This is a genomic window from Frigoribacterium sp. CFBP 8759, assembly GCF_014841655.1.
GTDB lineage: Bacteria > Actinomycetota > Actinomycetes > Actinomycetales > Microbacteriaceae > Frigoribacterium.
The window spans coordinates 363725-389450 of sequence record NZ_JACYUH010000001.1; the positions used below are offsets into that span (position 1 = coordinate 363725).

23 protein-coding genes are annotated in these 25726 nt (G+C 72.5%); 16 read left to right on the plus strand and 7 right to left on the minus strand.

Annotated elements, in window-relative coordinates:
- The first annotated feature begins 14 nt into the window (after nucleotides 1-14).
- The 7 genes from IFT79_RS01705 to IFT79_RS01735 all read left to right on the plus strand — a co-directional run bounded on the left by IFT79_RS01705 (nucleotide 15) and on the right by IFT79_RS01735 (nucleotide 6251).
- Nucleotides 15-497 (plus strand): FBP domain-containing protein, encoded by a 483-nt coding sequence (locus IFT79_RS01705; protein ID WP_056048726.1) that lies wholly within the window; start codon nucleotides 15-17, stop codon nucleotides 495-497.
- Nucleotides 498-580: 83 nt separating this feature from the next.
- Complete coding sequence (locus IFT79_RS01710) at nucleotides 581-892, plus strand: antibiotic biosynthesis monooxygenase (RefSeq protein WP_192122750.1); 312 nt, start codon at nucleotides 581-583, stop codon at nucleotides 890-892.
- 158 nt (nucleotides 893-1050) lie between these two features.
- Entirely contained in the window at nucleotides 1051-2145 is a 1095-nt protein-coding gene (locus tag IFT79_RS01715) for a LolA family protein (RefSeq protein ID WP_192122751.1), read from the plus strand.
- Between the two features lie 37 nt (nucleotides 2146-2182).
- Nucleotides 2183-3178: an ATP-binding cassette domain-containing protein gene (locus IFT79_RS01720; protein ID WP_192123112.1), complete on the plus strand. Its 996-nt coding sequence runs from the start codon at nucleotides 2183-2185 to the stop codon at nucleotides 3176-3178.
- A complete protein-coding gene (locus tag IFT79_RS01725) occupies nucleotides 3165-4049 on the plus strand; it encodes an ABC transporter permease (protein ID WP_192122752.1) in 885 nt (294 codons plus the stop codon). The genes IFT79_RS01720 and IFT79_RS01725 overlap by 14 nt, the downstream gene beginning before the upstream one ends.
- Before the next feature lie 44 nt (nucleotides 4050-4093).
- On the plus strand, nucleotides 4094-5662 hold the full coding sequence (locus IFT79_RS01730) for a hypothetical protein (protein ID WP_192122753.1): 1569 nt from the start codon (nucleotides 4094-4096) through the stop codon (nucleotides 5660-5662).
- A gap of 97 nt (nucleotides 5663-5759) precedes the next feature.
- Nucleotides 5760-6251: a MarR family winged helix-turn-helix transcriptional regulator gene (locus tag IFT79_RS01735; protein ID WP_043596034.1), complete on the plus strand. Its 492-nt coding sequence runs from the start codon at nucleotides 5760-5762 to the stop codon at nucleotides 6249-6251.
- A gap of 21 nt (nucleotides 6252-6272) precedes the next feature.
- On the opposite strand, the gene IFT79_RS01740 is transcribed toward IFT79_RS01735, so the two are convergent.
- The 5 genes from IFT79_RS01740 to IFT79_RS01760 form a co-directional block, all read right to left on the minus strand.
- On the minus strand, nucleotides 6273-6959 hold the full coding sequence (locus IFT79_RS01740) for an SDR family NAD(P)-dependent oxidoreductase (protein ID WP_159825683.1): 687 nt from the start codon (nucleotides 6957-6959) through the stop codon (nucleotides 6273-6275).
- 68 nt (nucleotides 6960-7027) lie between these two features.
- Nucleotides 7028-8041 carry a LacI family DNA-binding transcriptional regulator gene (locus IFT79_RS01745; protein WP_056048744.1) on the minus strand — a complete coding sequence of 338 codons (1014 nt, stop codon included), beginning with the start codon at nucleotides 8039-8041 and terminating at the stop codon, nucleotides 7028-7030.
- A 79-nt stretch (nucleotides 8042-8120) separates the two neighbouring features.
- Entirely contained in the window at nucleotides 8121-9077 is a 957-nt protein-coding gene (locus IFT79_RS01750; RefSeq protein ID WP_159825679.1) for a carbohydrate ABC transporter permease, read from the minus strand.
- Nucleotides 9078-9079: 2 nt separating this feature from the next.
- The gene (locus tag IFT79_RS01755; protein WP_233568506.1) at nucleotides 9080-9949 is read right to left on the minus strand and encodes a carbohydrate ABC transporter permease; all 870 of its coding nucleotides are present in this window, start codon (nucleotides 9947-9949) and stop codon (nucleotides 9080-9082) included.
- 222 nt (nucleotides 9950-10171) lie between these two features.
- Nucleotides 10172-11479 (minus strand): ABC transporter substrate-binding protein, encoded by a 1308-nt coding sequence (locus IFT79_RS01760; protein WP_173152794.1) that lies wholly within the window; start codon nucleotides 11477-11479, stop codon nucleotides 10172-10174.
- 195 nt (nucleotides 11480-11674) lie between these two features.
- Here IFT79_RS01760 and IFT79_RS01765 point away from each other — a divergent pair, with 195 nt between their 5' ends.
- The 3 genes from IFT79_RS01765 to IFT79_RS01775 all read left to right on the plus strand — a co-directional run bounded on the left by IFT79_RS01765 (nucleotide 11675) and on the right by IFT79_RS01775 (nucleotide 16508).
- Entirely contained in the window at nucleotides 11675-13714 is a 2040-nt protein-coding gene (locus IFT79_RS01765; protein WP_192122755.1) for a beta-galactosidase, read from the plus strand.
- 134 nt (nucleotides 13715-13848) lie between these two features.
- On the plus strand, nucleotides 13849-15510 hold the full coding sequence (locus tag IFT79_RS01770; RefSeq protein ID WP_192122756.1) for a glycoside hydrolase family 53 protein: 1662 nt from the start codon (nucleotides 13849-13851) through the stop codon (nucleotides 15508-15510).
- A gap of 71 nt (nucleotides 15511-15581) precedes the next feature.
- Nucleotides 15582-16508: a glycerophosphodiester phosphodiesterase gene (locus IFT79_RS01775; protein ID WP_192122757.1), complete on the plus strand. Its 927-nt coding sequence runs from the start codon at nucleotides 15582-15584 to the stop codon at nucleotides 16506-16508.
- Between the two features lie 58 nt (nucleotides 16509-16566).
- On the opposite strand, the gene IFT79_RS01780 is transcribed toward IFT79_RS01775, so the two are convergent.
- Nucleotides 16567-18183, minus strand: coding sequence for an ABC-F family ATP-binding cassette domain-containing protein (locus IFT79_RS01780; RefSeq protein ID WP_192122758.1), 1617 nt, complete (start codon nucleotides 18181-18183; stop codon nucleotides 16567-16569).
- A 123-nt stretch (nucleotides 18184-18306) separates the two neighbouring features.
- Between IFT79_RS01780 and IFT79_RS01785 the strand changes: the two genes are divergently transcribed.
- On the plus strand, nucleotides 18307-19287 hold the full coding sequence (locus IFT79_RS01785; protein WP_192122759.1) for a bifunctional methionine sulfoxide reductase B/A protein: 981 nt from the start codon (nucleotides 18307-18309) through the stop codon (nucleotides 19285-19287).
- Between the two features lie 71 nt (nucleotides 19288-19358).
- Here IFT79_RS01785 and IFT79_RS01790 read toward each other — a convergent pair whose 3' ends face one another.
- Nucleotides 19359-20066, minus strand: coding sequence for a hypothetical protein (locus tag IFT79_RS01790; protein ID WP_192122760.1), 708 nt, complete (start codon nucleotides 20064-20066; stop codon nucleotides 19359-19361).
- Between the two features lie 187 nt (nucleotides 20067-20253).
- On the opposite strand from IFT79_RS01790, the gene mobA reads away from it, so the two are divergent.
- The 5 genes from mobA to IFT79_RS01815 are packed head-to-tail and all read left to right on the plus strand — an operon-like array spanning nucleotide 20254 to nucleotide 25683.
- The gene (mobA, locus tag IFT79_RS01795; RefSeq protein WP_192122761.1) at nucleotides 20254-20874 is read left to right on the plus strand and encodes a molybdenum cofactor guanylyltransferase; all 621 of its coding nucleotides are present in this window, start codon (nucleotides 20254-20256) and stop codon (nucleotides 20872-20874) included.
- Between the two features lie 9 nt (nucleotides 20875-20883).
- Complete coding sequence (locus IFT79_RS01800) at nucleotides 20884-21141, plus strand: DUF6457 domain-containing protein (protein ID WP_158612919.1); 258 nt, start codon at nucleotides 20884-20886, stop codon at nucleotides 21139-21141.
- On the plus strand, nucleotides 21138-22313 hold the full coding sequence (locus IFT79_RS01805) for a molybdopterin-binding protein (protein ID WP_192122762.1): 1176 nt from the start codon (nucleotides 21138-21140) through the stop codon (nucleotides 22311-22313). The genes IFT79_RS01800 and IFT79_RS01805 overlap by 4 nt, the downstream gene beginning before the upstream one ends.
- A gap of 53 nt (nucleotides 22314-22366) precedes the next feature.
- Nucleotides 22367-23374: a formate dehydrogenase accessory sulfurtransferase FdhD gene (gene fdhD / locus IFT79_RS01810; protein WP_192122763.1), complete on the plus strand. Its 1008-nt coding sequence runs from the start codon at nucleotides 22367-22369 to the stop codon at nucleotides 23372-23374.
- Complete coding sequence (locus tag IFT79_RS01815; RefSeq protein WP_192122764.1) at nucleotides 23371-25683, plus strand: FdhF/YdeP family oxidoreductase; 2313 nt, start codon at nucleotides 23371-23373, stop codon at nucleotides 25681-25683. Before fdhD ends, IFT79_RS01815 begins: the two co-directional genes overlap by 4 nt.
- Nucleotides 25684-25726: the final 43 nt, after the last annotated feature.

Here is a 25726-nt window from a genome sequence, read left to right on the forward strand (position 1 = left end):
GCACGAGGGAGAACATGAAGCCGCTGACCGAGACCGACATCCGCGAGTCGTTCGTCAACGCCCTGCCGGGCGACCTCGACCGCCTGCCGATCCCCGGACTGCACGAGATGCTGTGGGAGGAACGCGAGTTCCTCGGCTGGCGCGACCCGCAGGCCCACCACCGCGGCTACATCGTCCACTGGATGGACGGCCGACCCGTCGGACTCGTCGTCCGGTCGTCGAGCAGTTCGCTGCGCCCCGGCATCGCCGCCATGTGCTCGCTCTGCCACTCACCCCAGCCGGCCACGCAGGTACGCCTCTTCACCGCCCCCAAGGCCGGCGAGGCCGGGCTCAACGGCAACACGCTCGGCACCTACATCTGTGAGGACCTCGCCTGCTCGCTGCTGATCCGGGTCGCTCCCCCGCACCTCAACCCGCCCGAGCAGATCGCCCGCCGCTCGGCCGGCCTCGCCGAACGGGTGCAGGGCTTCACGGCCAACGTCATGAAGACCGCCTGACGCGCGGCCGTCCCGCCGACCGCACCGCGCCTCCCGTCGTCCCCCACCCGCTCCCCCTCCCGTCCCCACCGAAAGGCACCGTCGTGTCCGTCGTCAAGATCAACGCCATCCACGTCCCCGAGGGCTCCGGCTCCGAGCTCGAGAAGCGCTTCGCCGCCCGCAAGCACTCGGTCGACGGGGCGGAGGGGTTCGAGGGGTTCCAGCTGCTGCGTCCCGTCAAGGGCGAGGACCGCTACTTCGTCGTGACGACCTGGCGCAGCGAAGAGGACTTCGCGGCCTGGTCAGCCGACGGCGCCAAGGCCGCCCACGCCCGCCCCGCCGGATCCGGTGACGCCCCGCGCGGGCCCGTCGCGACGGGTGCCGACCTGCTCGAGTTCGAGGTCGTCGACCTCTGACCGGGACGGTCGCGCCGGGGCGTCCGGCCGGCGTCGGCACGGCTCGTTCGACGTCGAGCGACCGGGGGCGAGGATGACAGCGATCTCCAGGCTTCGCGCGTAGTCTCCTGCCCAATCGCCGACCCGCTCGGGGCCCGGCGTGAGAGGTCGCGATCGTCATGAAGAAGTCCACCCGCTGGGCCACCGCCGCCGCCGTCCCCGTGGCCGTCATCGCCGCGAGCATCGTGGTCCCCGCCGTCTCGGCCACGGCGGACGTCGACCTGCCCGACAAGACGCCGCAGCAGGTGCTGGCCCTCGCCGCCTCGAGTTCGGGTGCGTCTTACTCGGGCACGGTCGAGCAGACCTCCGACCTCGGGCTGCCCGACGTGTCGGCCCAGGCCACGGGCGGCGGATCGTCGTCCGACGCCGCCGGTGCCCTCGAACTGCTGACCGGCAGCCACACGGCCAAGGTCTACGCCGACGGCGCCACGAAGCAGCGCGTCCAGGTGATCGACCAGCTCGCCGAGCGGGACGTCATCCGTGACGGGTCGAGCGTGTGGGCCTACGACTCGAAGACGAAGGAAGCGACGCACGCGACGCTGCCCGACCAGGGGAGCACCCCGACGCCGAGCGCCCTCCCCGACGGCACCGCCGTGCCGCAGACGCCCGCCGAACTGGCCGACCTCGTCCTGTCGTCGGTCGAGTCCACGACGACCGTCACGGCCGACTCCGACGTGAGGGTGGCCGGACGCGACGCGTACCAGGTGGTCCTGACCCCGAAGGACTCCTCGACGCTCGTCGCGAGCGCGACCCTCACCGTCGACGCCGAGACCGGCGTCCCGCTCAAGGTGGTCGTCGCCGCGAAGGGGCAGAGCGATCCGGCGCTGTCGGCCGGCTTCACCTCGGTCGACTTCGGCGCCCCCGCGGCGTCCGTCTTCGCGTTCACTCCCCCGGCGGACGCGACCGTGACCGACGTGACCGTGCCGACCGGCGCCTCCGGACGGTCGCACGGTGACGCGGCGCACGCCGAGAAGACCGTCACCGGCTCCGGCTGGAGCACGATCGTCGGGGTCACCCCGGCTGCCGGGTCGACGGACGGCACCTCGCCGACCGATGCCGACACCCGGGGTCTGCTCGACCAGCTGACCACGAAGGTCGACGGTGGCCGGGTGCTCGAGACGTCGCTGGTAACCGTCCTGCTGACCGACGACGGTCGGGTGTTCGCCGGGGCGGTCGACGCCTCGACCCTGCAGGCCGCCGTGGCCGGGCAGTGACCTCCGGCCGGTGAGCCTCGACACCCCCGCCGCCCGGGTGCCCGCCGTCGGCGACGCACCCCGAGGGGCGTTCGCCGTCGAGACGAAGGGCCTGACGAAGCAGTTCGGACGCCAGCGCGCCGTCGACGGAGTCGACCTCGCGGTGCCGCACGGCAGCGTCTACGGGTTCCTCGGTCCGAACGGCTCGGGCAAGACCAGCACGATCCGCATGCTTCTGGGGCTCACCTCGGCGTCGAGCGGCGACATCAGGGTGCTCGGCGGGTCGATGCCGGACGACCTGCGCCGCGTCCTCCCCCGCGTCGGCGCCCTGGTCGAGGGTCCGGCGTTCTACCCGTTCCTGTCGGGACGGGCGAACCTGCACCGCCTCGACTCGGGCGACCGCTCGGCCCCGGCCTCGACGCGACGCGCCCGGGTCGACGCCGCCCTCGACCGCGTCGGCCTCGGTCACGCGGCGTCGAAGAAGGCCCACGCCTACTCGCTCGGCATGAAGCAGCGCCTCGGCATCGCGAACGCCCTGCTGATGCCGCGGGACCTGCTGGTGCTCGACGAGCCCAGCAACGGCCTCGACCCGCAGGGCACGCGCGAGGTCCGCACCCTCATCCGTTCCCTGGCCGACGAGGGCACGACCGTCTTCGTCTCGAGCCACCTGCTCAGCGAGGTCGAGCAGATGTGCACGCACATCGGCGTGATGAGCGCCGGGCGGCTGCTGACCCAGGGCACGCTCGACGACCTGCGCGCGCTCGGCACGCACCGGGTCCGCCTGCTCACGCCCGATCCGGACGCCGCCCGCGACGTGCTCGTCCGCCTGGGGCTCTCCCCGGAGGCGCGGGCACGGCCCGACGCGACGCCCGCGACCGCGGATGGCGCGGTCGGCGTCGAGGCCGAGCTGGCGGTCGATGGGCTCTCACCCGAGTCGATCGTCGCGGCGCTCGTCGTCGCGGACGTGCGCATCCGCGGGTTCGAGGTGGCCGGTGCCAGCCTCGAGGACCGGTTCGTCGACCTGACCGGGGAGGGCTTCGATGTCGCCGGCTGAGTCCGCGGGCGCGCGTCCCGACGCCGCCCCCACCGTCGACCGCCCCCGGAGCGCGCTGGGCCTCGGCCTGCTGGGCAGCGAGCTGGCGATGCTCTTCCGCCGCGTCCGCACGATCGCGCTGCTCGCCGCGCTGGCCCTCATCCCGGTGCTGCTCGCGGTCGCCGTGCGCGTCACGTCCTCCGACGGCGGCGGTGGTCGCGGGCCCGCCTTCCTCGGCGACATCACCCAGAACGGCCTCTTCGTCTCGCTCACCGCCCTCACGGTGGCGATCCCGCTCTTCCTCCCGCTGACCGTCGGCGTCGTCGCCGGCGACACGATCGCGGGCGAGGCGAGCCTCGGCACCCTGCGGTACCTGCTGGTGACGCCGGTGGGCCGGGTGCGCCTCCTGCTCGTCAAGTTCGCGGCGGCCGCGGCGTTCTGCCTCGCCGCCACGCTCGTGGTGGTCGTGTTCGGGGCGATCGCCGGGGCCGCGCTGTTCCCGGTCGGGCCGGTCACCCTGCTCTCCGGGCAGACGATCGGCCTGGGCGAGTACGCCCTGAGGCTGCTGCTGATGGCGCTCTACGTCACGATGTCGTTGCTCGGCCTGAGCGCCATCGGCCTGTTCGCCTCGACGCTGACGAGCGTGCCCGTCGGGGCCATGGCGGCCACGATCGTGCTCTCGACCGTCGCCCAGATCGTCGATGCGCTGCCGCAACTGGACGTCCTGGACCCCTGGCTGTTCACGCACCACTGGCTGGGATTCGCCGACCTCATGCGCGACCCGGTCTCGTGGGACTCGTTCGGCGCCAACGCCCTGCTGCAGGCCGGCTACGTCGTGGTCTTCGGCGCCCTGGCACTCGGCCGGTTCACCACGAAGGACGTCCTGAGCTGAGCCGTCGGCGCGCCCGTGTCGGCGGTCGCGGTTACCGTGGATCGGTGCTTTCCCGTACCCGCCGATCTCGCGTCCCCTCCCGCCCGTCCCGCCTGACCGTGGCGGCGTCGCTCGCCACCGTGGCCCTGCTCGCCGCGACCGGCTGCACGTCGACCTCGACCGACGACGCCGACGGGCGCACGGCCCTCGTCACCCACCAGCAGGAGGCGCGGGTCACGGTGGTCGGCGGCGCCAGCGCCCCCGACAGGGCCGTCGAGGCCAGCCGGGCGCTGTTCGCCTCCAGTCCGGTCGCGGTGCTGGCCGCGGACGGGGACGCGGCGGGCCAGGCGGAGGCGGCTCACGAGGCGGAGCGACTGGGCGTGCCCCTGCTGCTCGCCCCGGCGGGGGCGCCGGCGGCCTCGCCGTCCGCCGGCCCGTCGAGCGACAGCCCCTCGACCGGGCCGTCCGTCCTGGCGGCCGAGCTCGACCGGCTCGGCGTCGAGACCGTGCTGGCGGTCGGCGACGTGGGGACGATCGACGGGGCGGGCGTCGAGATCGCGACCCGCGCCTCCTCGGTCGACGTGCCCGACCCGGCGACGCCCCTGGACGACGTCCTCGCCGTCGTGGCCGGAGCCGACGACGTCGCGGCCACGGCCACCGCCCGGGCCGCGGGGGCCGAGGTCCAGGCCCTGCCCGAAGGGGTCGTCGACCTGCAGGCCTCCGGTGAGGCGATCGACGCGCTGCACGCCTCGACGACGACCGACACCGTCCTGATCGGCTCGTCCTTCTCGACCGTTCGCGACGCCGCGTGGTCGGTCGCGGCGGCCCGATCCGGGGCACAGCTGCCCGGCGGCGGCCAACGGTTCTTCCCGGACCGGCGGTTCGTGGCGCTCTACGGCGCGCCCGGCACCGGGGCGCTCGGCGTCCTCGGCGAGCAGGACGTCGCCGCGACCGTGCAACGTGCCGCCGACGTCGCGGCGAGCTACGACGCGGCGAGCGACCGCCCCGTGGTGCCGATGCTCGAGGTCATCGCGACGGTCGCCGCCGGTGCCGCCGGGGACGACGGCGACTACTCGAACGAGCTGTCGGTCGAGAGCATCGAGCCCTACGTGGACGCGGCCGCCGCCGCGGGGCAGTACGTGGTGATCGACCTGCAGCCGGGTCGGGCGGACTTCCTCAGCCAGGCGAAGCGCTACGAGTCGCTGCTCTCGCGGCCGAACGTCGGCTTGGCCCTCGACCCCGAATGGCGCCTCGAGGCCGACCAGGTGCCGTTGCGCCAGATCGGCGGGGTCGAGGCGGGCGAGGTGAACGCCGTGTCGACCTGGCTGGCCGACCTCGTGGCCTCGAAGGGTCTGCCGCCGAAGATGTTCGTGCTGCACCAGTTCCGACTCGACATGCTGCGCGACCGGGCGTCGATCGACACGTCGCGGCCCGAGCTGGCCACGCTGATCCACGCCGACGGTCAGGGCTCACAGCCCGACAAGCAGGCCACCTGGCGCGCGCTGCACGACGGCGCTCCGGCCGGGGTCGCCTGGGGCTGGAAGAACTTCTACGACGAGGACGTGCCCGTGCTGAGCCCCGAGCAGACGATGGCCGACGTGTCGCCGACGCCCGACCTCGTGACCTACCAGTAGCGCGCCACCCGGGTCGCCCCGGCGACCCGTGCGGACGATTCACCGGCAGGTGGACGAAGATGAGGAGTCCGAAACCGACCGATGGGAACGCAGCACCGTGGCCACGAACGACGAAGTCGACCTGATCATCGACGCCTGGGCCCGCGAGCGCCCCGACATCGACTTCGCACCCCTCGACGTCTTCTCGCGCCTCCGCCGCCTGTCGCGGCGCCTCGACCGGATCCGCAGCGAGGCGTTCGCCCACGCGGGCCTCGAGATCTGGGAGTTCGACGTGCTCTCGGCCCTCCGTCGGGCCGGCGACCCCTTCCAGCTCAGCCCGAAGCACCTCGTCACGGCGACCATGGTCACGAGCGGCACCATGACGAACCGACTCGACCGTCTGGTCGAGCGCGGCCTCGTCGAACGCCACGGCGACCCGAGCGACGGCCGTGGTGTGCTGGTGCGCGTGACCGAGGACGGCATCGCGCGGGTCGACGCCGCCATGCTGAGCCTGGTCGACGCCGAGAGCGCCCGGCTGCACTCGCTGTCACCCGCCCAGCAGGCCCAGCTCGCCGACCTGCTGCGGCTCGTCGGCGACGAGTTCAGCTAGCAGCGTCGGGCCGGTCGGGAATCAGCTCGAGAACGCCGAGCTCGGCAGGTCCTTCTCGCCGTCGACGATCGCCCGCACGATCCGCTCGGCCACCGCGTCGGGGTCGAGGGCCGCGCCGAACGCCGGCGCCTTCCCGGCGACCGCCCGCGTGGCGAGGCCGGTGTCGGTGTGCCCCGGGCGCGCGTCGAGCACGCGGATGCCGTCTCGCCGGTACTCGCGTCCAGCGGCCGACGCGAAGGACGCCAGGGCCGCCTTGGACGCCGAGTACGCGGCCATCCCCACGGTCGCGGCCTCGGACACGACGCCGCTGATCGTCACGACGAAGGGTTCGCGACCGGCCGCCGCGGACTCCGCGAGGGCGGCGTGCGCGGCGCGCACCAGACGGATGGGCCCGAGAGCGTTCGTCTCGACGAGTTCGTCGAGCGTGTCGTCGTCGAGGTCCTTCGCCGCTCCGAACGCGACGACGCCCGCGGCGACCACGACGCCGTCGAGGCGTCCGTGCTCGTCGAGCGCCGACCGGACCAGCGCCGCGCCTCCCGACCGGTCACGCAGGTCGGCGAGGTAGGCGCCGGGGCCCGAGAGCGACTCGGGTCGTCGGGCCGCGCGGACGACGACGGCCCCCTCGTCTTCGAGCATCGCCGCGAGACGCTGCCCCAGTCCGCCGGACGCACCGGCCACGAGCACCACGGCTCCGTCGAGATCGGTCATGCCGCCGACCCTACGCGCGCGTCCCGGTGGGACGCCGGGGCGAGGGACCGCAGGAGGCGCGGGTCGCGTCACGCGGACGCGCGCACCACCAGCTCGGTCGGCAACGTCATGGCAGCCGGCTTCTCGCCGTCGATGACCTGCAGGAGCAGGCGCACCATCTCGCTGCTGATGCGGTCGAACGGTTGACGCATGGTCGTGAGGGCCGGCGACGTCGCGGTCGCGACGCTCGAGTCGTCGAAGCCCGCGACCGCGACGTCGTCCGGCACGAGCCGCCCCGCGGCCGTCAGGGCGTCGATCGCCCCGGCGGCCATGCGGTCGTTGGCGGCGAAGACGGCGTCGAGGTCCGGCCGTTCGGCGAGCAGGGACTGCATCGCGACGCGGCCGCTCTCACGCCCGTAGTCGCCGTGGCGCACGAGCGCGTCGTCGGCGTCGTCGCCCAGCTCGGCCCGGTACCCCTCGAGGCGGGTGATGCCGCCGGGGGTGTCGGCGGGGCCGGCGATCGTGGCGATGTGCCTGCGCCCCAGGCCGCGGAGGTACGCGACCATCTCGCGCGCGCCCTCGCGGTCGTCGGCGGCCACCCACCCCATCTTCTTCTCGTGGCCGATCGGGATGCCGCAGGCGATCGCGGGGACCCCCGACTCGACCACGTCGGCGAGCAGCCTTCCGCCGCTGTGCGCCGAGACGAGCAGGACGCCGTCGACGTGCCCGGCCCCGATGTAGGCCAACGCCCGCTGCTGTTCGGCAGGCGACCCGGCCATGATCAGCACGAGCGAGACGTCGCGCTCGGCGAGCGCCGAGGCCGCCCCCCTCAGCAGGATGGAGAAGTTCGGGTCCTCGAAGAGCTGTTCGTGGTCTTCGGTGAGCAGGAAGGCGACCGAGCCGGTGCGGTTGGTCGCGAGGCTGCGCGCGTGCGGGTTGACGCGGTACCCGGTGGCCTTGATGGCGGCGTCGACCGCGGTCTTGGCCTCGGGGCTGACCCACCGGCCGCCGTTCAGGGCCCGTGACACCGTGCCCCGCGAGACGCCGGCGGCGGTCGCGACGTCGTCGATGGTCGGTCGGCCGCGGCCGGTCGTGCTGCTCACGCGGCCAGCATAGGGTGCGGCGACCGCCGGACCGACGGCGCGCTCCGCCCCGCCGGCACGACCGGTCGTCGAGGCCGCACTACTTGACCGCGCCGGCCGCGAGGTCGACCTTCCAGAACCGCTGCAGCACGAGGAAGATCGCGATCAGCGGGATGACCGAGAGCAGGGCACCCGTGATGACGAGCGTGTACAACGCCGGCGCCGAGGCCCCCTGGTTGAGCAGCCCGTTGAGTCCCACCGTGAGGGGGAACAGCGAGTCGTCGCCGAGCATGATGTACGGCAGCATGAAGTTGTTCCAGATGGCGACGAACTGGAACAGGAAGATCGTCACGAGCCCGGGCAGCAGCATCGGCACGGCGATCCTCGAGAAGATGCCCATCTCGCGGGCCCCCTCGGTGCGCGCGGCCTCGATCACGTCGGTGGGCACGGCGGCCGCGGCGTAGATGCGGGCGAGGTAGATGCCGTAGGGGCTGATGATCTGCGGCAGCAGCACGCCCCAGAAGGTGTTGGTCAGGCCGACGTTCGCGAGCAGGAAGTACTGCGGGATCGCCAGGATGACGCCGGGCACGAGCACGCCCATCAGCAGCACGTTGAAGACGACCTTCTTGCCCGGGAACTCGAATTTCGCGAGGACGTAGCCCGAGAGCGCCGAGACGAAGGTCGAGGCGATCGCGCCGAGGCCGGCGTAGAGGGCCGTGTTGAGCATCCATCGCCAGAACAGCCCGTCGCGGTACTGCGTCAGGGCGACGACGTTGTCGAGCAGGTGACCGCTCGGCGCCAGGGTGAAGGTCGAGAAGAGCTCGCCGCCGTCCTTGGTCGAGGCCATGACGACCCAGAGCACCGGGAACAGGCAGTAGACGGCGCCGATCAGCAGCAGCACCGTCGAGACGACGCTCGGCCGTTCGGCGTGCAGGCGCGGTGCGGACGGGTCGCGCGGCACCCTGCCCGAGGGACGGCGGTTCGTCGAGGAGGCGCGGGTCGGGTCGGGCACCGGGGCCGTGGCGTCTCGGGAGCCGTCGAGGTCGATGGTGGTCATGGTCAGTCCTCCTGGCCGAATGCGCGCTTCTGGACGACCCGGAGGAAGAAGAAGCTGACGATGAAGGTGGCGAGCGCGATGACGACCGAGGTCGCCGCCGCCGAGTAGATGTCGTCGCGGGTGAAGGCGTCGCGGTAGACGAGCATGAGCGGCGACCAGCTGGTCGACAGGCTGTTCGTGAGCGGACGGAGGGTGGTCGGCTCGGCGAACACCTGCAGCGTGGCCACCATCGAGAACAGCGCGGTCATGACGAGCGCCGGCGCGACCATGGGGATCTTGATGCGCAGGGCGATCTGCACCTCGCTGGCACCGTCGAGGCGGGCGGCCTCGTAGACGTCGGTCGGCACGGCCTTGAGCGAGGTGTAGATGACGATCATGTTGAAGCCGACACCGCCCCAGAGGGCGATGTTCGCGATCGCGAACAGCACGGTTCCCGAGCCGAGCACCCCGTCGACGTCCCAGCCGAGCCGGTCGAACACGTAGTAGAAGGGGCTCACGGCCGGGAGGTAGAGGAAGCCCCAGAGCAGTGAGCTGATCACGGCGGGCACCGCGTAGGGCAGGAAGATGGAGACCCGCGAGAAGGCGGTGGCCCGCGTGCGCTTCGAGTCGAGCAGCAGGGCGAAGAGCAACGCGAGGCCGAGCATGCACGGGATCAGCACGACGCCGTAGAGCAGGACGCGACCCACGCTGGAGGCGAACTCGGGGTCGGTCAGCGAACCGACGTAGTTCTCGAACCCGGCGAACACCTGGCTCTCGCCGCCCGAGCCGAGCCCCAGGCCGACGACCTGTTTCTTCTGGAAGCTGAGGAACAGCGTGTAGACGATGGGCGCCGCCATGAACAGCACGAACAGCACGATGCCGGGGGCCAGCATGGCGTAGGGGGTCAGCACCCGCGTGCGGAAGCTGCCGTTGCCCTTGCGGGTCGCCGGCCGGGGCGCCTCACGGCCGGCCGAGGACCGCGGAGGGCCGGCCCCGTCGGTTCGCGGGCTGAGGGGGGTGAGGGTGTCGGCCATGCCGTGTCCTTGGGTCGAGACGGGTGTGACGGAGGGGTGACGGGGCGGGCGGGGCGACCCCGGCCGCCCCGCCCGATGTCGCTACTTGACCGAGAAGCCGCTCTTGGTCAGGTCGTCGACGGTGATCTTCTGCATGGCCGCGACCGCGTCCTCGAAGGCCGCCTGCGTCTTGGCGTCGGCCGCCTTGGCGAACTCGTCGTTGTAGGCGCTGAAGGCCACGTTGACGTTCGGGCCGTAGGTGAACGGCTGCACCGACTCGGACGCCTCGGCGGCGATGTCGTAGAAGTCGTCCTGCTGGCTGAAGAACTCGGGGCTGGTGGTCAGTGCGTCCGAGGCCGCGTCGGTGGCCGCCGGGTAGACGCCGGCGATGTCGGCGAGCGCCGCCACGGCCGTGGGGTCGGTGTTGAGCCACGTCGCGAACTCGACCGCCGCCTCCTTGTGCTCGGACTGGGTCGTGACGGCCGTGGTCGAGCCGCCCCAGTTGCCGTCCGCCGGCTTCGAGGCGTCCCACTGCGGCATCGGGGCCGCGGTCCACTTGCCGGCGGTGTCGGGGGCGTTGCCGCCCAGCACGCCCGGCGCCCAGACCGAGCTGATCCAGCCGACCTGGCTGCCGTCGTTCAGACCGGCGTTCCACTCGGGCGTGTACATCGGCTTGTTGTCGATCGCCCCGCTCTCGACGAGTCCGCCCCAGTACGAGGCGACCTTCTCCGTCGGGCCGCCCTCGATGTCGACGCCCCAGCTGTCGCCGTCGATCGACCACCACGAGGCCCCGGCCTGCTGCGTGAGGCCGGCGAACCAGCCGGCGTCGTTGGCCGAGAAGGTGCCGAGGTACTTCGTCGGGTCGGCGGCGTGGAGCTTCGTGGCGACGTCGGCGTACTCGTCCCACGTGGTCGGGACGCTCAGGCCGTACTGGTCGAGGACGTCGGTGCGGTAGTACGCCATCATCGGGCCGGAGTCCTGCGGGATGGCGTAGACGCCGTCACCGCCGAGGGTCACCGACGACCAGGTGCCCTCCGAGAAGTCGCCTTCGAGGTCGGCGGCACCCTGGTCGGAGATGTCGGCGAGCGCGTCCGAGGACACGAGCGTCGGGATCTTCTGGTACTCGGCCTGGATCAGGTCCGGTGCGCCGCTCCCGGCCTTGATGGCGGTGAGCAGCTTGGTGATGGCCGGGTCTCCGCCGTCCTGTTTGTTGACGGTGACCTGGATGTCGGGGTTGTCCTGGTTCCAGAGGTCGACGACCTTGTCGAGGTTCGGGGCCCAGGCCCAGTAGCTGAGCTCGACGGGACCGTCGTCGGCCGCGCCTCCCCCGGCGCCGGAGCACCCGGCGGTGAGCAGTAGGGCGGCGGTCGCGACCGTGGCGACACCGAGACGGCGGAATGAGCTGCGCATTCGTCCTCCTTGAGGAAAGCAAGAGCTGTGGTGGGGGCGGGACAGCGCGTGCTTCGGAGAACCACGTCGCCGTGCCTGTGAGCGGTTACAGTTACGCACAGCGGTTTTCACTTGTCAACACCGTTACGGGCCCTTTCGCCGCTCGATACCGGTGTGTTACAACTGGGAGCGCACACAGTCAAAGGAGATCACCGCATGTCACTCGAGCTCGACGCCCGACCCACGCCCCAGGCCACCACGACCTGGCTGCCCGGCCGAGCCGACCTGCGCTACGGCGGCGACTACAACCCCGAACAGTGGCCGCGCGAGGTCTGGCTCGAGGACATCGCCCTGATGAAGCAGGCGGGCGTCAACCTGGTCAGCGTCGGCATCTTCTCGTGGGCCCTGCTCGAACCCCGCGAGGGCGAGTACGACTTCGGTTTCCTCGACGACATCCTGGGCCTGCTGCACGACGCCGACATCGACGTCGACCTGGCCACCCCGACGACCGTCCCGCCGGCCTGGTTCTGGAAGGCCTACCCCGATTCCCACCCGGTCACGCGGGACGGCGTCACCCTGGGCCGCGGCTCCCGCGGCATGGTCAGCCCGAGCAGCCCCGACTACCGCCGGGCGGCCCTCGCGATCACCGAGCGACTGGCCGAGCGCTACGCGAACCACCCCACGGTCGTGCTCTGGCACGTCCACAACGAGTACGGCGCCCCGATCAGCGAGGACTACGGCCCCCACTCGGTGCTCGCCTTCCGCACCTGGCTCGAGGAGAAGTACGTCACCCTCGACGCGCTCAACGAGGCCTGGGGCACCCGCTTCTGGGGCCAGACCTACGGCGAGTGGGACGAGATCGACGCCCCGCGCACCTCGGCCACGGTCGTCAACCAGACCTCGCGCCTCGACTTCGCCCGCTTCACCTCCGACGCCCTGCTGGCCTGCTTCACCGCCGAACGCGACGCGATCAAACGACACGCGCCGCACCTCCCGGTCACCACGAACTTCATGGCCACCAACTGCCCCTCCATCGACTACTGGAGGTGGGCCCGCGAGGTCGACGTCGTCGCGAACGACCACTACCTCGTGGCCGAGCGCCGCGACAACCACGTGCTGCTCGCCATGGACGCCGACCTCACCCGGTCGCTCGCCGGCGGTGCCCCGTGGATGCTGATGGAGCACTCGACCTCGGCCGTCAACTGGCAACCGCGCAACATCGCCAAGCGCCCCGGCGAGCTCGCCCGGAACGCCGCGAGCCACCTGGCCCGGGGCGCCGACGCGATCCTGTTCTTCCAGTTCCGGGCGTCGCGGTACGGCGCCGAGAAGTTCCACTCCGCGATGCTGCCGCACGCCGGCACCTCGACCCGCACCTGGCGCGAGGTCGTCGACTTCGGCGCCGACCTGGGTCGACTCTCGGCCGTCCGCGGCAGCCGGGTGGAGGCGCGGGTCGCGATCCTCTGGGACGTCGAGTCCTTCTGGGCCCACGACCTCGAATGGCGGCCGTCGGTCGAACTCCAGCACCGCGAGCGCGTCGTCGCCTGGTACTCCGCCCTGTGGCAGCTCGGCGTGACGGTGGACTTCCGCCACCCGCACGACGACCTGTCGGGCTACGACCTCGTGCTCGCGCCCTCGCTGTACCTGGCCGACCGGCGGACGACCGACGGCCTCGGCGCGTTCGTCCGCGAGGGCGGCACCTTCGTCGCGTCGTACTTCTCGGGCGTCGTCGACGAGAACGACACCGTCCACGCCGGTGGTGCACCCGGCGCCCTGCGCGAGGTGCTCGGCCTCTCGGTGCCCGAGTTCCTGCCCCTGTACGCCGACCAGGTCGTCACCCTCGACGACGGCACGACGGGCACGGGCTGGTCCGACGACATCGTGCTCGAGGGCGCCGTGGCGGTCGCGAGCTACGTCGACGGCCCGGCGGCGGGAGGTCCGGCGGTCACCCGCCACGCCCACGGCGACGGCTCGGCCTGGTACGTCTCGACGCGCACGACCGGGGCCGACCTCGAGGGTCTCGTCCGGTCGGTGCTCGACGACGCCGGGGTGCCGCTGCCGGTGGACCACCCCGAGGGGCTCGAGGTCGTCGTGCGCCACGGGGACGACGTCGACTTCACCTTCCTGGTCAACCACGCCGAGACCGCGACCGACGTCGTGGTCGGTCAGGGCACCGAGCTGATCACCGGCGACGCCGTCGACGGCCGCGTGGGCGTCCCCGCCGGTGCGGTCCGCGTCGTGAGCCGCCCGCGCGGCTGAGCCGCGACGCGAGGCGACCGCAGGAGGCGCGGTGCCGGCGTCGAGACCGGCACCGCGCCTCCTGCGCCCACCGTCCCGAACCCCGTTCCGCACCCGCAGCACCCGCCCCACCGATCGTCAAGGAGGACGACGCGATGACACGACCCACCACCACACCCCGGCCCCCCGTCGATCGGAGGGGCCGGCGCGGTCTCGCCGTCGGCGCCGCCCTCGCCACGGCGGCCCTGGGAGCCGGCCTGCTGTCGGGCGCCCCCGCGACCGCGGTGCCCGGCGGCCCAGCTCCTCGCCCCGTCGTCGTGCAGGACCCCGGCTTCGAGCACGGCGCGACGGGCTGGGTCTCGAAGGGGTCGGGCACCACGACGCTCGAGGCGGGTGGGCACGACTCGGCCACGCGCCTGACGCACGTGCTGCCGACGGCCGGCACGGCCACGACCAGCCAGAAGCTCAAGAAGGTGACGCCCGGGTGGTGGACCTTCTCGGCCTGGGTGAAGAGCGGTGGCGGCCTGGCCTCGAGCACGCTGTCGCTGACCGGGTGCGGCACCGGCTCGAGCAAGGACGCCGCGGCGACGACGGTGATCCCCTCGACCGAGTCCGACGACGGGTGGCTGCGCCTCTCGGTCTCGGCCGAGGTGACGCACAGCCAGTGCACTCCGACGTTCACCACGAGTGGTGCGGCCGGTGCCTGGGCGAGCATCGACGACGTCACCGTCACGCCCGGGCGGGTGACGCGCGACGTGCGGGGTGCCGACCTGTCGGGTCTGCCCCGCAACGAGGATCGCGGAGCCGTCTACCTCGACGCCGCCGGCCGCCCCACCGATCCGGTGACGCAGCTGGCGGACCACGGGGCGAACATGGTGCGGCTGAAGGTCTGGGTCGACCCGACCGACGGCTACAACGACCAGGACGACGTCGTCGCGATGGCGGCGCGGGTGAAGGCGGCGGGCATGCAGCTGCTCGTGGACTTCCACTACAGCGACCGGTGGACCGACCCGGGCGCCCAGACCATGCCGAGGGCCTGGCTCGGGCTGAGCGCCCCCGAGGTCGCCGCGAGGATCCACGACCACACCCGCAGCGTGCTCGACGCCCTCGCCGCCGAGGGGATCACGGCGGACGCCGTGCAGGTCGGCAACGAGATCAACCCCGGCATGGTCTGGCCGCTGGGCCAGACCTGGGACGTCGACCCGAGCGACGGCGTCAGCGGCGCACAGTGGAGCAACCTGGCCATGTTCCTCACGGCCGGAGCGACGGCGGTGAAGGAGGTCTCGCCCACGACGCAGGTCGTGCTGCACCTGACCAACATCAACGCCGGCGTCGACGGCCTCACCTGGTGGTTCGACGAGGCGACCTCACGCGGCGTGCCGTTCGACCTGATCGGCCTGTCGTACTACGGCTACTGGCACGGCGGACTGTCGGGCATGCAGCAGGCGGTCACGACGCTGTCCGAGCGCTACGACCGCGACGTGCTGATCGTCGAGACGTCGTACCCCTGGACGCTCGAGGACGACCCCGACCACCTCTGGGAGAACGTCGTCGTCGACCCGTCGCAGCTCGTCGCGGGCTACCCCGCGACGCCCGAGGGGCAGGCCGCGAACTTCCGTGCGATCCAGGACGTCGTGGCCTCGGCCCCGGGCGGCCGCGGAATCGGCGTCGTGGCGTGGGAACCCGCGTGGACCGCGGTCGACGGTGCCGGATGGGACCCGGACGACCCGACCTCGGGCAACGCGTGGGAGAACCAGGCGATGTGGGACCACGACGGTCGCCCGCTGCCCGCACTCGACGAGTACGCGGCCGACTGAACCGGGCGAACGACGGGTGATCCGGCGGGCGGTGGTCGGCGCGGCACCCGGTCTCCCCCCATAGTGGGCACATGCCCCGCACGCCCGAGCCCCTGGCACGCCTCTCCCGTCGAACGGTCCTGCTCGGCGTCGGCGGCGTCGCCGTCCTCGGGACGGCCGCCGTCGCCCTCGGGTTGCGTTCCGTGCGACTGAGCGAGGAGGCGCCGGTCACCCGAGCCGCGCCTCCTCGGCCCGTCGACACCCTCCTGGCGGTTCGACCCTCCACCGTCGCCCACCGCGGCGGGTCCGGCGACTGGCCCGAGATGTCGATGTTCGCCTACCGGCAGTCGGTCGCCGCCGGGGTGGACGGGCTCGAGGTGTCGCTCTCCCGCACCTCGGACGGCGTCTGGTTCGGACTGCACGACGAGACCCTCGACCGCACCTCGGGCACGACCGGGTTCGTCCCCGCCGACCACACGTGGAGCGAGGTGCAGCAGTACCGCATCTCGGCGGCCGAGACGAACGACCCCGAGCAGTCCGACCAGCCGTACGCCCGCTTCGACGAGATCGTGCGCGAGTTCGGCCGGGAACACGCCCTGTTCGTCGACCCGAAGTACGTCGACGCCCGCTTCTACCCCGAGCTGTTCGAGATCGCATGGATGCAGCTCGGGACGTCGGAGGTGGCGCAGACGCTCGTCGGCAAGGGGTACTGCACGCAGACCGAGTGGGGCGACCTCGCCGCCTCCGAGGGGTGCGCGACCTGGGGGTACTACTACGCCGACGAGCTGGCGGCCGACCCCGAGCTGCTCACCCGGACCTCCGCCAGCTGGAGCATGCTGGGCCTCGACTGGTCCGCCCCGGCCGCGACCTGGGCGACGATGACGGCCACCGGCAAGCCGGTCCTCGGCCACATCGTGTCCGACCTGGACGCCGCTCGCGCCGCACTCGACGGGGGTGCGTCCGGGCTCGTCGTCTCGGGCGTCGCCGAGGTCGTCCGGCAGCTGACGACCGAGGGCTGAGCCCGGCCGCACGCGGACCCGACCCGCGCCCGGCGCACCGCGCCCGGCGCGCCGCGGCTCAGGCGGCGGTGACGACCACGCGCTCGGGACGGTCGGCGTCCGCGCCGAAGACCAGACGCCGCGTGGCGACCTTGTCGGCGAAGAACCGGTCGTGGCTGACCACGACGACCGCCCCGGGGAAGTGCTGCAGCGCCCGCTCCATGACCTGGGCGCTCGGCACGTCGAGGTGGTTGGTGGGCTCGTCGAGCAGCAGCACCGAGGCCCCCGAGAGCAGGCACTGCGCCATCGCGACGCGGGCCCGCTGACCACCGGAGAGCGCGCCGATGCGCTTCTTGAGATCGGCCTCGCTGAACTGGAACATCGCGAGGAACCGCCCGACCGACTTCCGCGTCGCGGTCAGGGCGAGGCTGTCGGGCATCGCGTTGACCGAGTGCGTGACGGTGTCGTCGTCGTCGAGCTCGGCCAGCACCTGGTCGTACGAGACCACCTTGACCCCGCCCGCCCACGCGGCCCGACCGGCGTCGGCACGTTCTTCCCCCGTCAGCACCCGCAGCAGCGTGCTCTTGCCGCTGCCGTTCGCCCCCGTGACCACCAGGCGGTCGCCGCGCCGCAGCTCGAACGTGAGGTCGTCGAAGAGCGTCCGGTCGTCGCGGGCCTTGCCGAGGCCGTCGACCCGGCACAGGACGTCCTTGACGTGCAGCCCCGAGTAGATCTCGGTGATGATCTGGTCGACGGGGCGGGGTGCCCGCGACTTCTTGACCTTGGCGAGCTGCTTGAGCAGGTCGCCACCGTCCTGGCGCTTGGCGGCCTTGGCGGCGTCGCGGCGGTCCGAGATGCCCTCGGCCTCGAACGCGAGCAGCTCGGACTCGTGCACGAACTGCTGCTCGAGGCTCTTCAGCCGGAACTGCTTCTGCACGACGTACTCGGCGAAGTCGCCCGGGTAGTCGTGCAGGTGGAAGTTCTCGACCTCGACGATGCGGGTGACGACCGCGTCGAGGAAGCTGCGGTCGTGCGAGACGACCACGGCCGCGCCGTGGAAGTCGCGGAACCACGACTCGAGCCACTCGACGCCGGCCACGTCGAGGAAGTTCGTGGGCTCGTCGAGCAGCAGCACGTCGGGGTCCTCGAGGACGATCTTCGCGAGGGCCGCCCGGTTGCGCCAACCACCGCTGAGGTCGTCGATCGGGCTGGTGCGGTGCGCGTCGCTGAATCCGAGCACGCTCAGGGCCGTGTCGATGCGGCGCGGGTACTCCCAGCCGTCGACCCGGTCCATCTCGGCGAACAGTTCGGACTGTCGGTGGATCAGCTGGTCGAGGGCGTCCCCGCCGTCGGGGTCCATCGCGACCACGGCGATGTCGGCGTCGATCTGCGCCAGGTCGGCCTCGATCGCCCGCTCGTGGGCGAAGAGCCCGGTCAGCACCTCGACGATGGTCTGCGTGCCGTCGAGTTCGGAGAACTGCGAGAAGTACCCCACCCGGACGCCCTGCTCGATCGTGACCGTGCCCTCGTCGGGCTGCACCTGGTCGAGCATCAGCTTGAGCAGCGTGGACTTGCCGCTGCCGTTGCGACCGACGATCCCCACGCGCTCCTTCTCGTCGAGGCGGAAGAACGCCTCGCGCACCACCGGGGTGCCGTCGAAGCGGACGGTCACGTCGTTCAGTCGGATCAGGCTCATGCGTCGATCCTCGCAGGCCGACGGAACACCCGGCGCCGCCCGGTTGTTGTCGTGAGAGGCATCGAGGCGACCGCGGGCACCCGACCCATCCGATCGCACCGACGCCGACGAACAGGAGGCATCATGTCGGACCAGTACCGGAAAGACCCCGAGGCGGTCGCCCGCCTCACCTCGACCCAGCGCCGCGTGACCCAGGGCGGTGGCACCGAACCCGCCTTCCGCAACGAGTTCTGGGACTCGAAGGACGCGGGCATCTACGTCGACGTCGTCTCGGGCGAGCCCCTGTTCGCCTCGGTCGACAAGTTCGACAGCCGCACCGGCTGGCCGAGCTTCACGCGACCCATCGACGCCGAACACGTCGTCGAGAAGCGCGAGGGCTTGTTCTTCAAGCGCACCGAGGTGCGCTCGACCGCCGGGGACAGCCACCTCGGCCACGTCTTCCGCGACGGACCCACCGCCACCGGCGGGCTGCGGTACTGCATCAACTCGGCGGCTCTCCGCTTCGTCCCCCACGCCTCACTCGAAACCGAAGGATACGGTGCCTACATGACGCTCTTCTCCCCCGAATCCACCCCCGCCCCCAGCGGCACGACCGAGACCGCGATCCTCGCCGGCGGCTGCTTCTGGGGCGCCCAGCAGCTGCTCCGCCGCCGACCGGGCATCGTCTCGACCCGCGTCGGCTACTCGGGCGGCAGCGTGCCGAACGCGACGTACCGCAACCACCGCGGCCACGCCGAGGCCGTCGAGATCGTGTTCGACCCGGGTCTGACCTCGTACCGCGAGATCCTCGAGTTCTTCTTCCAGATCCACGACCCGTCGACGAAGGACCGCCAGGGCAACGACGTCGGCGACAGCTACCGCTCGGCCATCTTCTACGCGGACGACGAGCAGCGCGCGACGGCCCTCGACACCATCGCCGACGTCGACGCGTCCGGCCTCTGGCCCGGCAAGGTGGTCACCGAGGTCACCCCGGCCGGCGACTTCTGGGAGGCCGAAGAAGAACACCAGGACTACCTCGAGAAGGACCCCTACGGCTACACCTGCCACTTCGTCCGTCCGGGCTGGGTGCTGCCGAAGCGCGACCAGCAGGTCGCCGCGGGCTGACGCCCGTCGGAGACCCAGGAGGCGCGGTGCCGGTTCGATCGGCACCGCGCCTCCTGGCGTCCGGTCGCTCCTCAGCCCCAGAGGCGCGTGACGATCGATCCCATGAGGTCGTCGGTCGGGAAATTCCGTTGCGACACCGTGACGACGACGTCGTCGCGCACCAGCACGGTGTCCGCCATGTCGACGCCGTACATCGGGTGGGTCGTGACGTACCGGCAGAGCGAGCCGCCGTACGCCTCGGAGCAGTCGTAGACCACGCCGTCGAGCCAGAAGACCGAGGTGGGTTCGCGTCCCTCGGCGAGCCAGGCGGGATACGCCGCGGCCGTCGCGGCGTCCACCGTGCTGACGTCGGCGAAGAGGCCCGTGACGTCGGCCCGCACGTCGGCCCAGCCACAGCGGAGCACCTGGGCGGACGCCACGACGTCCCTCAGGTCGGCGTCGGCGCCGGGTGCCGTGGGAGCGACCTGTCCCATCGGCTGACCGAAGTAGGCGGGGTCGTTGAGGGGGGCGTCGCCCATCGTGGCGGCGTAGGTCGCGGCGTCCACCAGGTCGGTGCAGTCCGTCGGGATCGACACGGGCCGCGTCGTCGGGGTCTGCGACGGAGTCGCCGTCGGGGTCTCCGACGGGGTCGCGGTGGCCTCGGGCGAGGCGGCGACGTCGGTCGCCGGGGCGGTCGGACCGGACGTCGACGCGCCCGCTCCACCCGTCGCCGGCGCGCAACCGGCCAGCAGTCCGGCCAGTGCAAGACCGACGAGGGCGGTGTTCACGGAACGCTTCATGGTCGTCTCCCCCTCGCCAGGCCGATGCCGGACCGGTCTGTCGGCTGATCTCTCCAGCCTAACGACAACGACACGAGGAAGCCTCGGCTCCGAGGACGACATCGGATCATCCTCCGGGATGGCCTCGCCCCGAGGACGCCGGTCGAGGGCAGGTCTAGGCTCGCGGCGTGGACGCGGGTGGCAGGGCATGACCGGGGACGCCGGGTTCGACGCCGTCCTGCTCGCCGGGGGTCGCGCCTCCCGGGTGCACGGTGCCGACAAGACCGGCTTCACGAGTGGCGACGCGACGCTCCTCGACCGGGCCGTCCAGGCGGCGGCCGGAGCCCGGACCCTCGTCGTGGTCGGCCTGCGCGACGGTCGGGTGCCGCCCGCCGGAGCCCTGCTCACCCGTGAGGAGCCCGCCTGGTCCGGGCCGGTGGCCGCCCTCGCGGCCGGTCTCGCCGTCGTCGGCGACCCGTCACCGTGGGCACTCGTGCTGGCCTGCGACCTGCCGCGGGCGCCCGAGGCCGTGGCGGCCCTCCTCGCCGGCTGCGCCGAGGACGACGAACACCGGGACGGTCGGCTCGCCGTCGACTCGGACGGGCGACGTCAGCCACTGCTCGCCCTCTACCGGACCGACGCCCTGCGGACGCGACTCGGAGGACTGCGGGCCGACGGCCCCCTCGAGGGCCTGTCGCTCCGCCGTCTGCTCGACGGGCTCGACCTGCTCGAGGTCCCCGTGCCCGACGCGCTCTGCGCCGACGTCGACACCGTCGCCGACGCCGACCGCCTGGGTGTCGTCCGGCGCGAGGCCGACGCGACTGGTTGAGTGTCGACCATGACCGACACACCTGCCGAACTCGACGCCTGGGCCGCACGACTCGTCCGGGCCCTGGGCCTGCCCGACGACTTCGTGGTCGACGTCCCCGTGGTTCTCGACCTCGCCCGCGACGCGGCGCACGGCGTCGCCCGCCCGGCCGCCCCGCTGACGACGTTCCTCGTCGGCTACGCCGCGGGGCTCGCCGGCGGCTCGCAGGCCGAGCTGGACCGGGCGACCGCGACCGCCACCGCCCTGGCCACGGCCGACCCGGCGTGACGGTCCGGCGGGCCGACTGGCGGGTGGCCCGCGCCGAGGCGTCCGACGCCGCCCGGGCCCTGCCCCGCGACCTCGAGACCGTCCTGCTCGCCGACGCGGTCGGTCGCACGCTGGCCCGGGACGCCACGAGCCTCGCGCGCGTGCCCGGCTCCGACGTCTCGGCGATGGACGGCTGGGCGGTCGCCGGCGAGGGCCCCTGGCGACTCGGCCCGTCGATCGTCGCGGGCCGGGTCGCGGCCGACGACGGCGGGTCGCTGCCGACCGGGGTCGCACGACCGGTCACCACGGGCGCCGTCGTCCCGGACGGGACGGACCGGGTGCTGCGCTCGGAGTCCGGGCACGTGGCCGACGGCGTCCTGACGGCCGACGACGACCCCCGCCGCCCGCCGCACGTCCGGCGGGCCGGAGAAGAGATCGACCGCGGCGACGCCCTGATCACCGCGGGCACGCTCCTCACCCCGCCCCGCGTCGCCGTGCTGGCCCTCGGCGGGCACGACGCCGTGCCCGTGGTGACCCGCCCGACGGTGGCCCTGGCCGTGCTCGGCGACGAGGTCGTGGCCGAGGGCGTGCCCGAGCGCGGCACGGTCCGCGACGTGTTCTCGGTGCCGGTGCCGCGCCTCCTCGGCTCCCTCGGCACGGCGTCCGCGACCACGACGCGGGTGGCCGACGACCTCGACGCGACGATCGCCGCCCTCGACCGCCCGGACCGTCGCCTCGTGGTGACGACCGGAGGCACCGCGCACGGCCCGACCGACCACGTCCGCGCCGCCCTCGACCGGCTGGGCGCCGAGCTGGTGGTCGACGGTCTCGCGATGCGTCCGGGGCAGCCCCTGGTCGTCGCGCGCCGCGGCGACACGGTCTACCTGTGCCTGCCGGGCAACCCGATGGCCGCCTACGTGGGGCTCGTGGTCGTGGGGACCGCGGTGGTGGACGGCCTCCTCGGGAGGCGACCCGCGCCTCCCGGGTCCGTCACGCTCGCCGTCGACGTGGCCCACCCCCGACCCGGCGCGCTCGTGCAGGCGTACCGGGCGACCCCGGACGGAGCCGTGCCGACCGAGCGCCAGTCGTCGGCGATGCTGCGCGGCCTGGCCGACGCCGACGGGCTGCTCGTCGTGCCCGAGGGCGGGGCGCGGGCGGGCGACGTCGTCCCCTCGCTCGGCCTCCCGTGGTGAGGTGCGGACCCCGCCGGCTTTCGATTCCGGGGTTCGAGGGGTAGACCTGACCCATGGCACGCATCACGTCCCGCAAACCGGTGACCCGCATCACGGTCGGTGACGACGGCAGCGCGGGCGTCCGCAAGACCATGGACACCCTCGCGGTCGAGGAACCCCTCGAGATCCGCGTCGGCGGCACGTCGCTCGCCATCACCATGCGCACGCCCGGTCACGACTTCGACCTGGCCGCGGGGTTCCTCGTGTCCGAGGCCGTCATCTCGACCGGTGACGAGTTCTTCGCCGCCCGCTACTGCGCCGGGGCCACCGCCGAGGGGCTCAACACGTACAACGTGCTCGACGTCACGCTCGCGCCCGGGGTGCCGGCGCCCGACCCGAGCCTCGAGCGGGCGTTCTACACGACCAGCTCGTGCGGGCTGTGCGGCAAGGCCTCGATCGACGCCGTCCGCACGACGTCGCAACACGACGTGCGGCACGACCCCCTCGTCGTCGACCCCGCCCTGCTCGCGACCTTCCCCGACCGCCTGCGCGAGGGCCAGGACGTGTTCGAGAAGACCGGCGGGCTCCACGCCGCGGCGCTCTTCGACGGCCGCACGGGCGAGCTGCTCGTCCTGCGCGAGGACGTCGGTCGGCACAACGCCGTCGACAAGGTCGTCGGCTGGGCCGTCAAGGAGGCGCGGCTGCCGTTGGGCGGGACCGTCCTGATGGTCTCGGGTCGCGCCTCGTTCGAGCTCACGCAGAAGGCGTCGATGGCCGGCATCCCGGTGCTCGCCGCCGTGTCGGCACCGTCGTCGCTCGCCGTCGACCTCGCGACCGAGCTGGGCGTCACGATCGTGGGGTTCCTCCGCGGCCGGTCGATGGTCGTGTACTCGCGACCGGACCGGCTCGGCGAGCCCGACGGGACCGAGCCGTCGGCCCGCTCGCGCGACGCCGGCGACGCGACCCGCGCCTCCTCGTCCCGCGAATCCGCCGACGCCGATGACGCCGACGCCCTCGACTCCCCCGGCGGCGCGACGCGCGCCTCCTCGCCCGTCCCCCTGACGATCGGAACCAGACCGTGACCGAGAAACCCCCCGTCTCCGACGTGACCGACGCCGACATCGAGGTCGGCCCCCCGCGCGAGTGGGCCGCCGGCGTGCCCGGCGTGCTGCACTCGATGGACCCGGCCATCAAGCAGCTCGGGCTGGCCCGCACCGTCAAGCTCATGACGTCGCTGAACCAGAAGGACGGCTTCGACTGCATGAGCTGCGCCTGGCCCGACCCGAACCACCGCAAGGTCGCCGAGTTCTGCGAGAACGGCGCCAAGGCGGTCACCTGGGAGGCCAACCCGGTGCTCGTGCCCGACACGTTCTGGGCCGAGCACTCGGTGACCGACCTGCTCGACAAGACCGAGTACTGGCTCGGCATGCAGGGCCGCCTCACCAAGCCCGTGCACAAGCCCGCCGGCAGCGACCACTACCGCGAGGTGTCGTGGGACGAGGCGTTCCGCATCGTCGGCGACAAGCTGAGGTCTCTCGACAGCCCGGACGAGGCGTCGTTCTACACGTCCGGCCGCACCTCGAACGAGGCGGCCTTCGCGTACCAGCTGTTCGTGCGCGCCTTCGGCACGAACAACCTGCCCGACTGCTCGAACATGTGCCACGAGTCGACGAGCCTCGCCATGGCCGAGGTGGTCGGCATCGGCAAGTCGACCATCGCCTACGACGACTTCGAGCAGGCCGACCTGATCGTCATCCTCGGGCAGAACCCGGGCACCAACCACCCGCGCATGCTGACGGCCCTCGAGGACGCCAAGCTCAAGGGCGCGAAGATCGTGGCGGTCAACCCGCTGCCCGAGGCCGGCCTGCGTCGCTACAAGAACCCGCAGCTGCCGCGCGGCGTCGCGGGTCGCGGCACGGAGATCGCCGACCAGTTCCTGCAGATCCGGCTCGGTGGCGACATGGCGTTGCTGCAGGCCGTCGCCAAGCGCGTCCTCGAGGCCGAGGACGCCGCCCCCGGCACGGTGCTCGACCACGAGTTCCTGGCCGAGCACACCGTCGGGCTCGAGGCCTTCCGCGAGCACATCGCGCAGGTCGACGACGACGAAGTGCTGCTCGCGACCGGGCTCGACCGGGCCGAGATCGACGAGCTGGCCGACCGCTACCTGGCCTCGGACCGCGTGATCATCACCTGGGCGATGGGCATCACGCAGCACCGCAAGGCCGTCGACACCATCAAGGAGATCATCAACCTGCTGCTCCTGCGCGGCAACATCGGCAAGCCGGGTGCCGGCGCCTCGCCGATCCGCGGGCACAGCAACGTGCAGGGCGACCGCACGATGGGCATCTGGGAGCAGGTCTCGGACGAGTTCCTCGACGCCCTGCAGAAGGAGTTCCGCTTCGACCCGCCGCGCGAGCACGGCGTCGACGCCCTCAAGGGCATCAAGGCCATGCAGGAGGGGCGCATCAAGTTCTGGATGGGCATGGGCGGCAACCTCGTGGCCGCGATCTCGGACACCCAGCTTGCCGAGGCCGCGATGCGCGGGACCGACATGACCGTCCAGGTGTCGACGAAGCTGAACCGCTCGCACGCCGTGGTCGGCGCCGAGGCGCTCATCCTGCCGACGCTCGGCCGCACCGAGATCGACGTGCAGGAGGCCGGGCCGCAGTTCGTCTCGGTCGAGGACACCGTGTGCTCGGTGCACGGCAGCCACGGCCAGGTGCCGCCGGTCGCGCCCGACCTGCTCAGCGAGGTCGCCATCGTCAGTCGCCTGGCGCGGGCGACGCTCGGCGACCGGGCCGACCTCGAGATCGACTGGAAGGGCTTCGAGGACGACTACGACAGGCTGCGCGACCACATCAGCCGGGTCGTGCCGGGCTTCGAGCGCTACAGCGAGCGGGTGCGCAGCCGTGACGGCTTCGTGCTGCCGAACGGGCCGCGCGACTCGCGGACCTTCGCGACGAAGGTCGGCAAGGCGATGATCACGGTCAACGACCTCGAGCACGTCGAGCGCCCCGAGGGGACGCTGCTGCTGCAGACCCTGCGCTCGCACGACCAGTACAACACCACGATCTACAGCCTCAACGACCGCTACCGCGGCATCAAGAAGGGTCGGCACGTGGTCTTCGTCAACCCGCTCGACCTCGACGACCTCGGGCTCACCGACGGCCAGAAGGTCGACGTGTCGACGGTCTGGACCGACGACGTCGAGCGGGTGCTAAGCGACTACCGCATCGTCGCCTACCCCACGGCCCGCGGGTGCGCCGCCGCGTACTTCCCCGAGGCGAACGTGCTCGTGCCGCTCGACAGCGCGTCGATCGGCAGCAACACCCCGGTGTCGAAGGCCGTGCTGGTGCGGGTGACGCCGGCGGCGGTGCCGGTCGGGGTCTGACCCCGGGTCGGCCCGTCGCCGGGCGGCGCCGTCCGAGCCGGCC

Excerpts from the sequence above, each read along its gene's own strand:
- IFT79_RS01765 (WP_192122755.1), top strand. The coding sequence starts at position 11,675 with ATGTCACTCGAGCTCGACGCCCGACCCACGCCCCAGGCCACCACGACC.
- IFT79_RS01755 (WP_233568506.1), bottom strand. The coding sequence starts at position 9,949 with ATGCTGGCCCCCGGCATCGTGCTGTTCGTGCTGTTCATGGCGGCGCCC.
- IFT79_RS01705 (WP_056048726.1), top strand. The coding sequence starts at position 15 with ATGAAGCCGCTGACCGAGACCGACATCCGCGAGTCGTTCGTCAACGCC.
- IFT79_RS01770 (WP_192122756.1), top strand. The coding sequence starts at position 13,849 with ATGACACGACCCACCACCACACCCCGGCCCCCCGTCGATCGGAGGGGC.
- IFT79_RS01780 (WP_192122758.1), bottom strand. The coding sequence starts at position 18,183 with ATGAGCCTGATCCGACTGAACGACGTGACCGTCCGCTTCGACGGCACC.
- IFT79_RS01800 (WP_158612919.1), top strand. The coding sequence starts at position 20,884 with ATGACCGACACACCTGCCGAACTCGACGCCTGGGCCGCACGACTCGTC.
- IFT79_RS01750 (WP_159825679.1), bottom strand. The coding sequence starts at position 9,077 with ATGACCACCATCGACCTCGACGGCTCCCGAGACGCCACGGCCCCGGTG.
- IFT79_RS01760 (WP_173152794.1), bottom strand. The coding sequence starts at position 11,479 with ATGCGCAGCTCATTCCGCCGTCTCGGTGTCGCCACGGTCGCGACCGCC.
- IFT79_RS01790 (WP_192122760.1), bottom strand. The coding sequence starts at position 20,066 with ATGAAGCGTTCCGTGAACACCGCCCTCGTCGGTCTTGCACTGGCCGGA.
- mobA (WP_192122761.1), top strand. The coding sequence starts at position 20,254 with ATGACCGGGGACGCCGGGTTCGACGCCGTCCTGCTCGCCGGGGGTCGC.
- IFT79_RS01740 (WP_159825683.1), bottom strand. The coding sequence starts at position 6,959 with ATGACCGATCTCGACGGAGCCGTGGTGCTCGTGGCCGGTGCGTCCGGC.
- fdhD (WP_192122763.1), top strand. The coding sequence starts at position 22,367 with ATGGCACGCATCACGTCCCGCAAACCGGTGACCCGCATCACGGTCGGT.
- IFT79_RS01725 (WP_192122752.1), top strand. The coding sequence starts at position 3,165 with ATGTCGCCGGCTGAGTCCGCGGGCGCGCGTCCCGACGCCGCCCCCACC.
- IFT79_RS01775 (WP_192122757.1), top strand. The coding sequence starts at position 15,582 with ATGCCCCGCACGCCCGAGCCCCTGGCACGCCTCTCCCGTCGAACGGTC.
- IFT79_RS01785 (WP_192122759.1), top strand. The coding sequence starts at position 18,307 with ATGTCGGACCAGTACCGGAAAGACCCCGAGGCGGTCGCCCGCCTCACC.
- IFT79_RS01715 (WP_192122751.1), top strand. The coding sequence starts at position 1,051 with ATGAAGAAGTCCACCCGCTGGGCCACCGCCGCCGCCGTCCCCGTGGCC.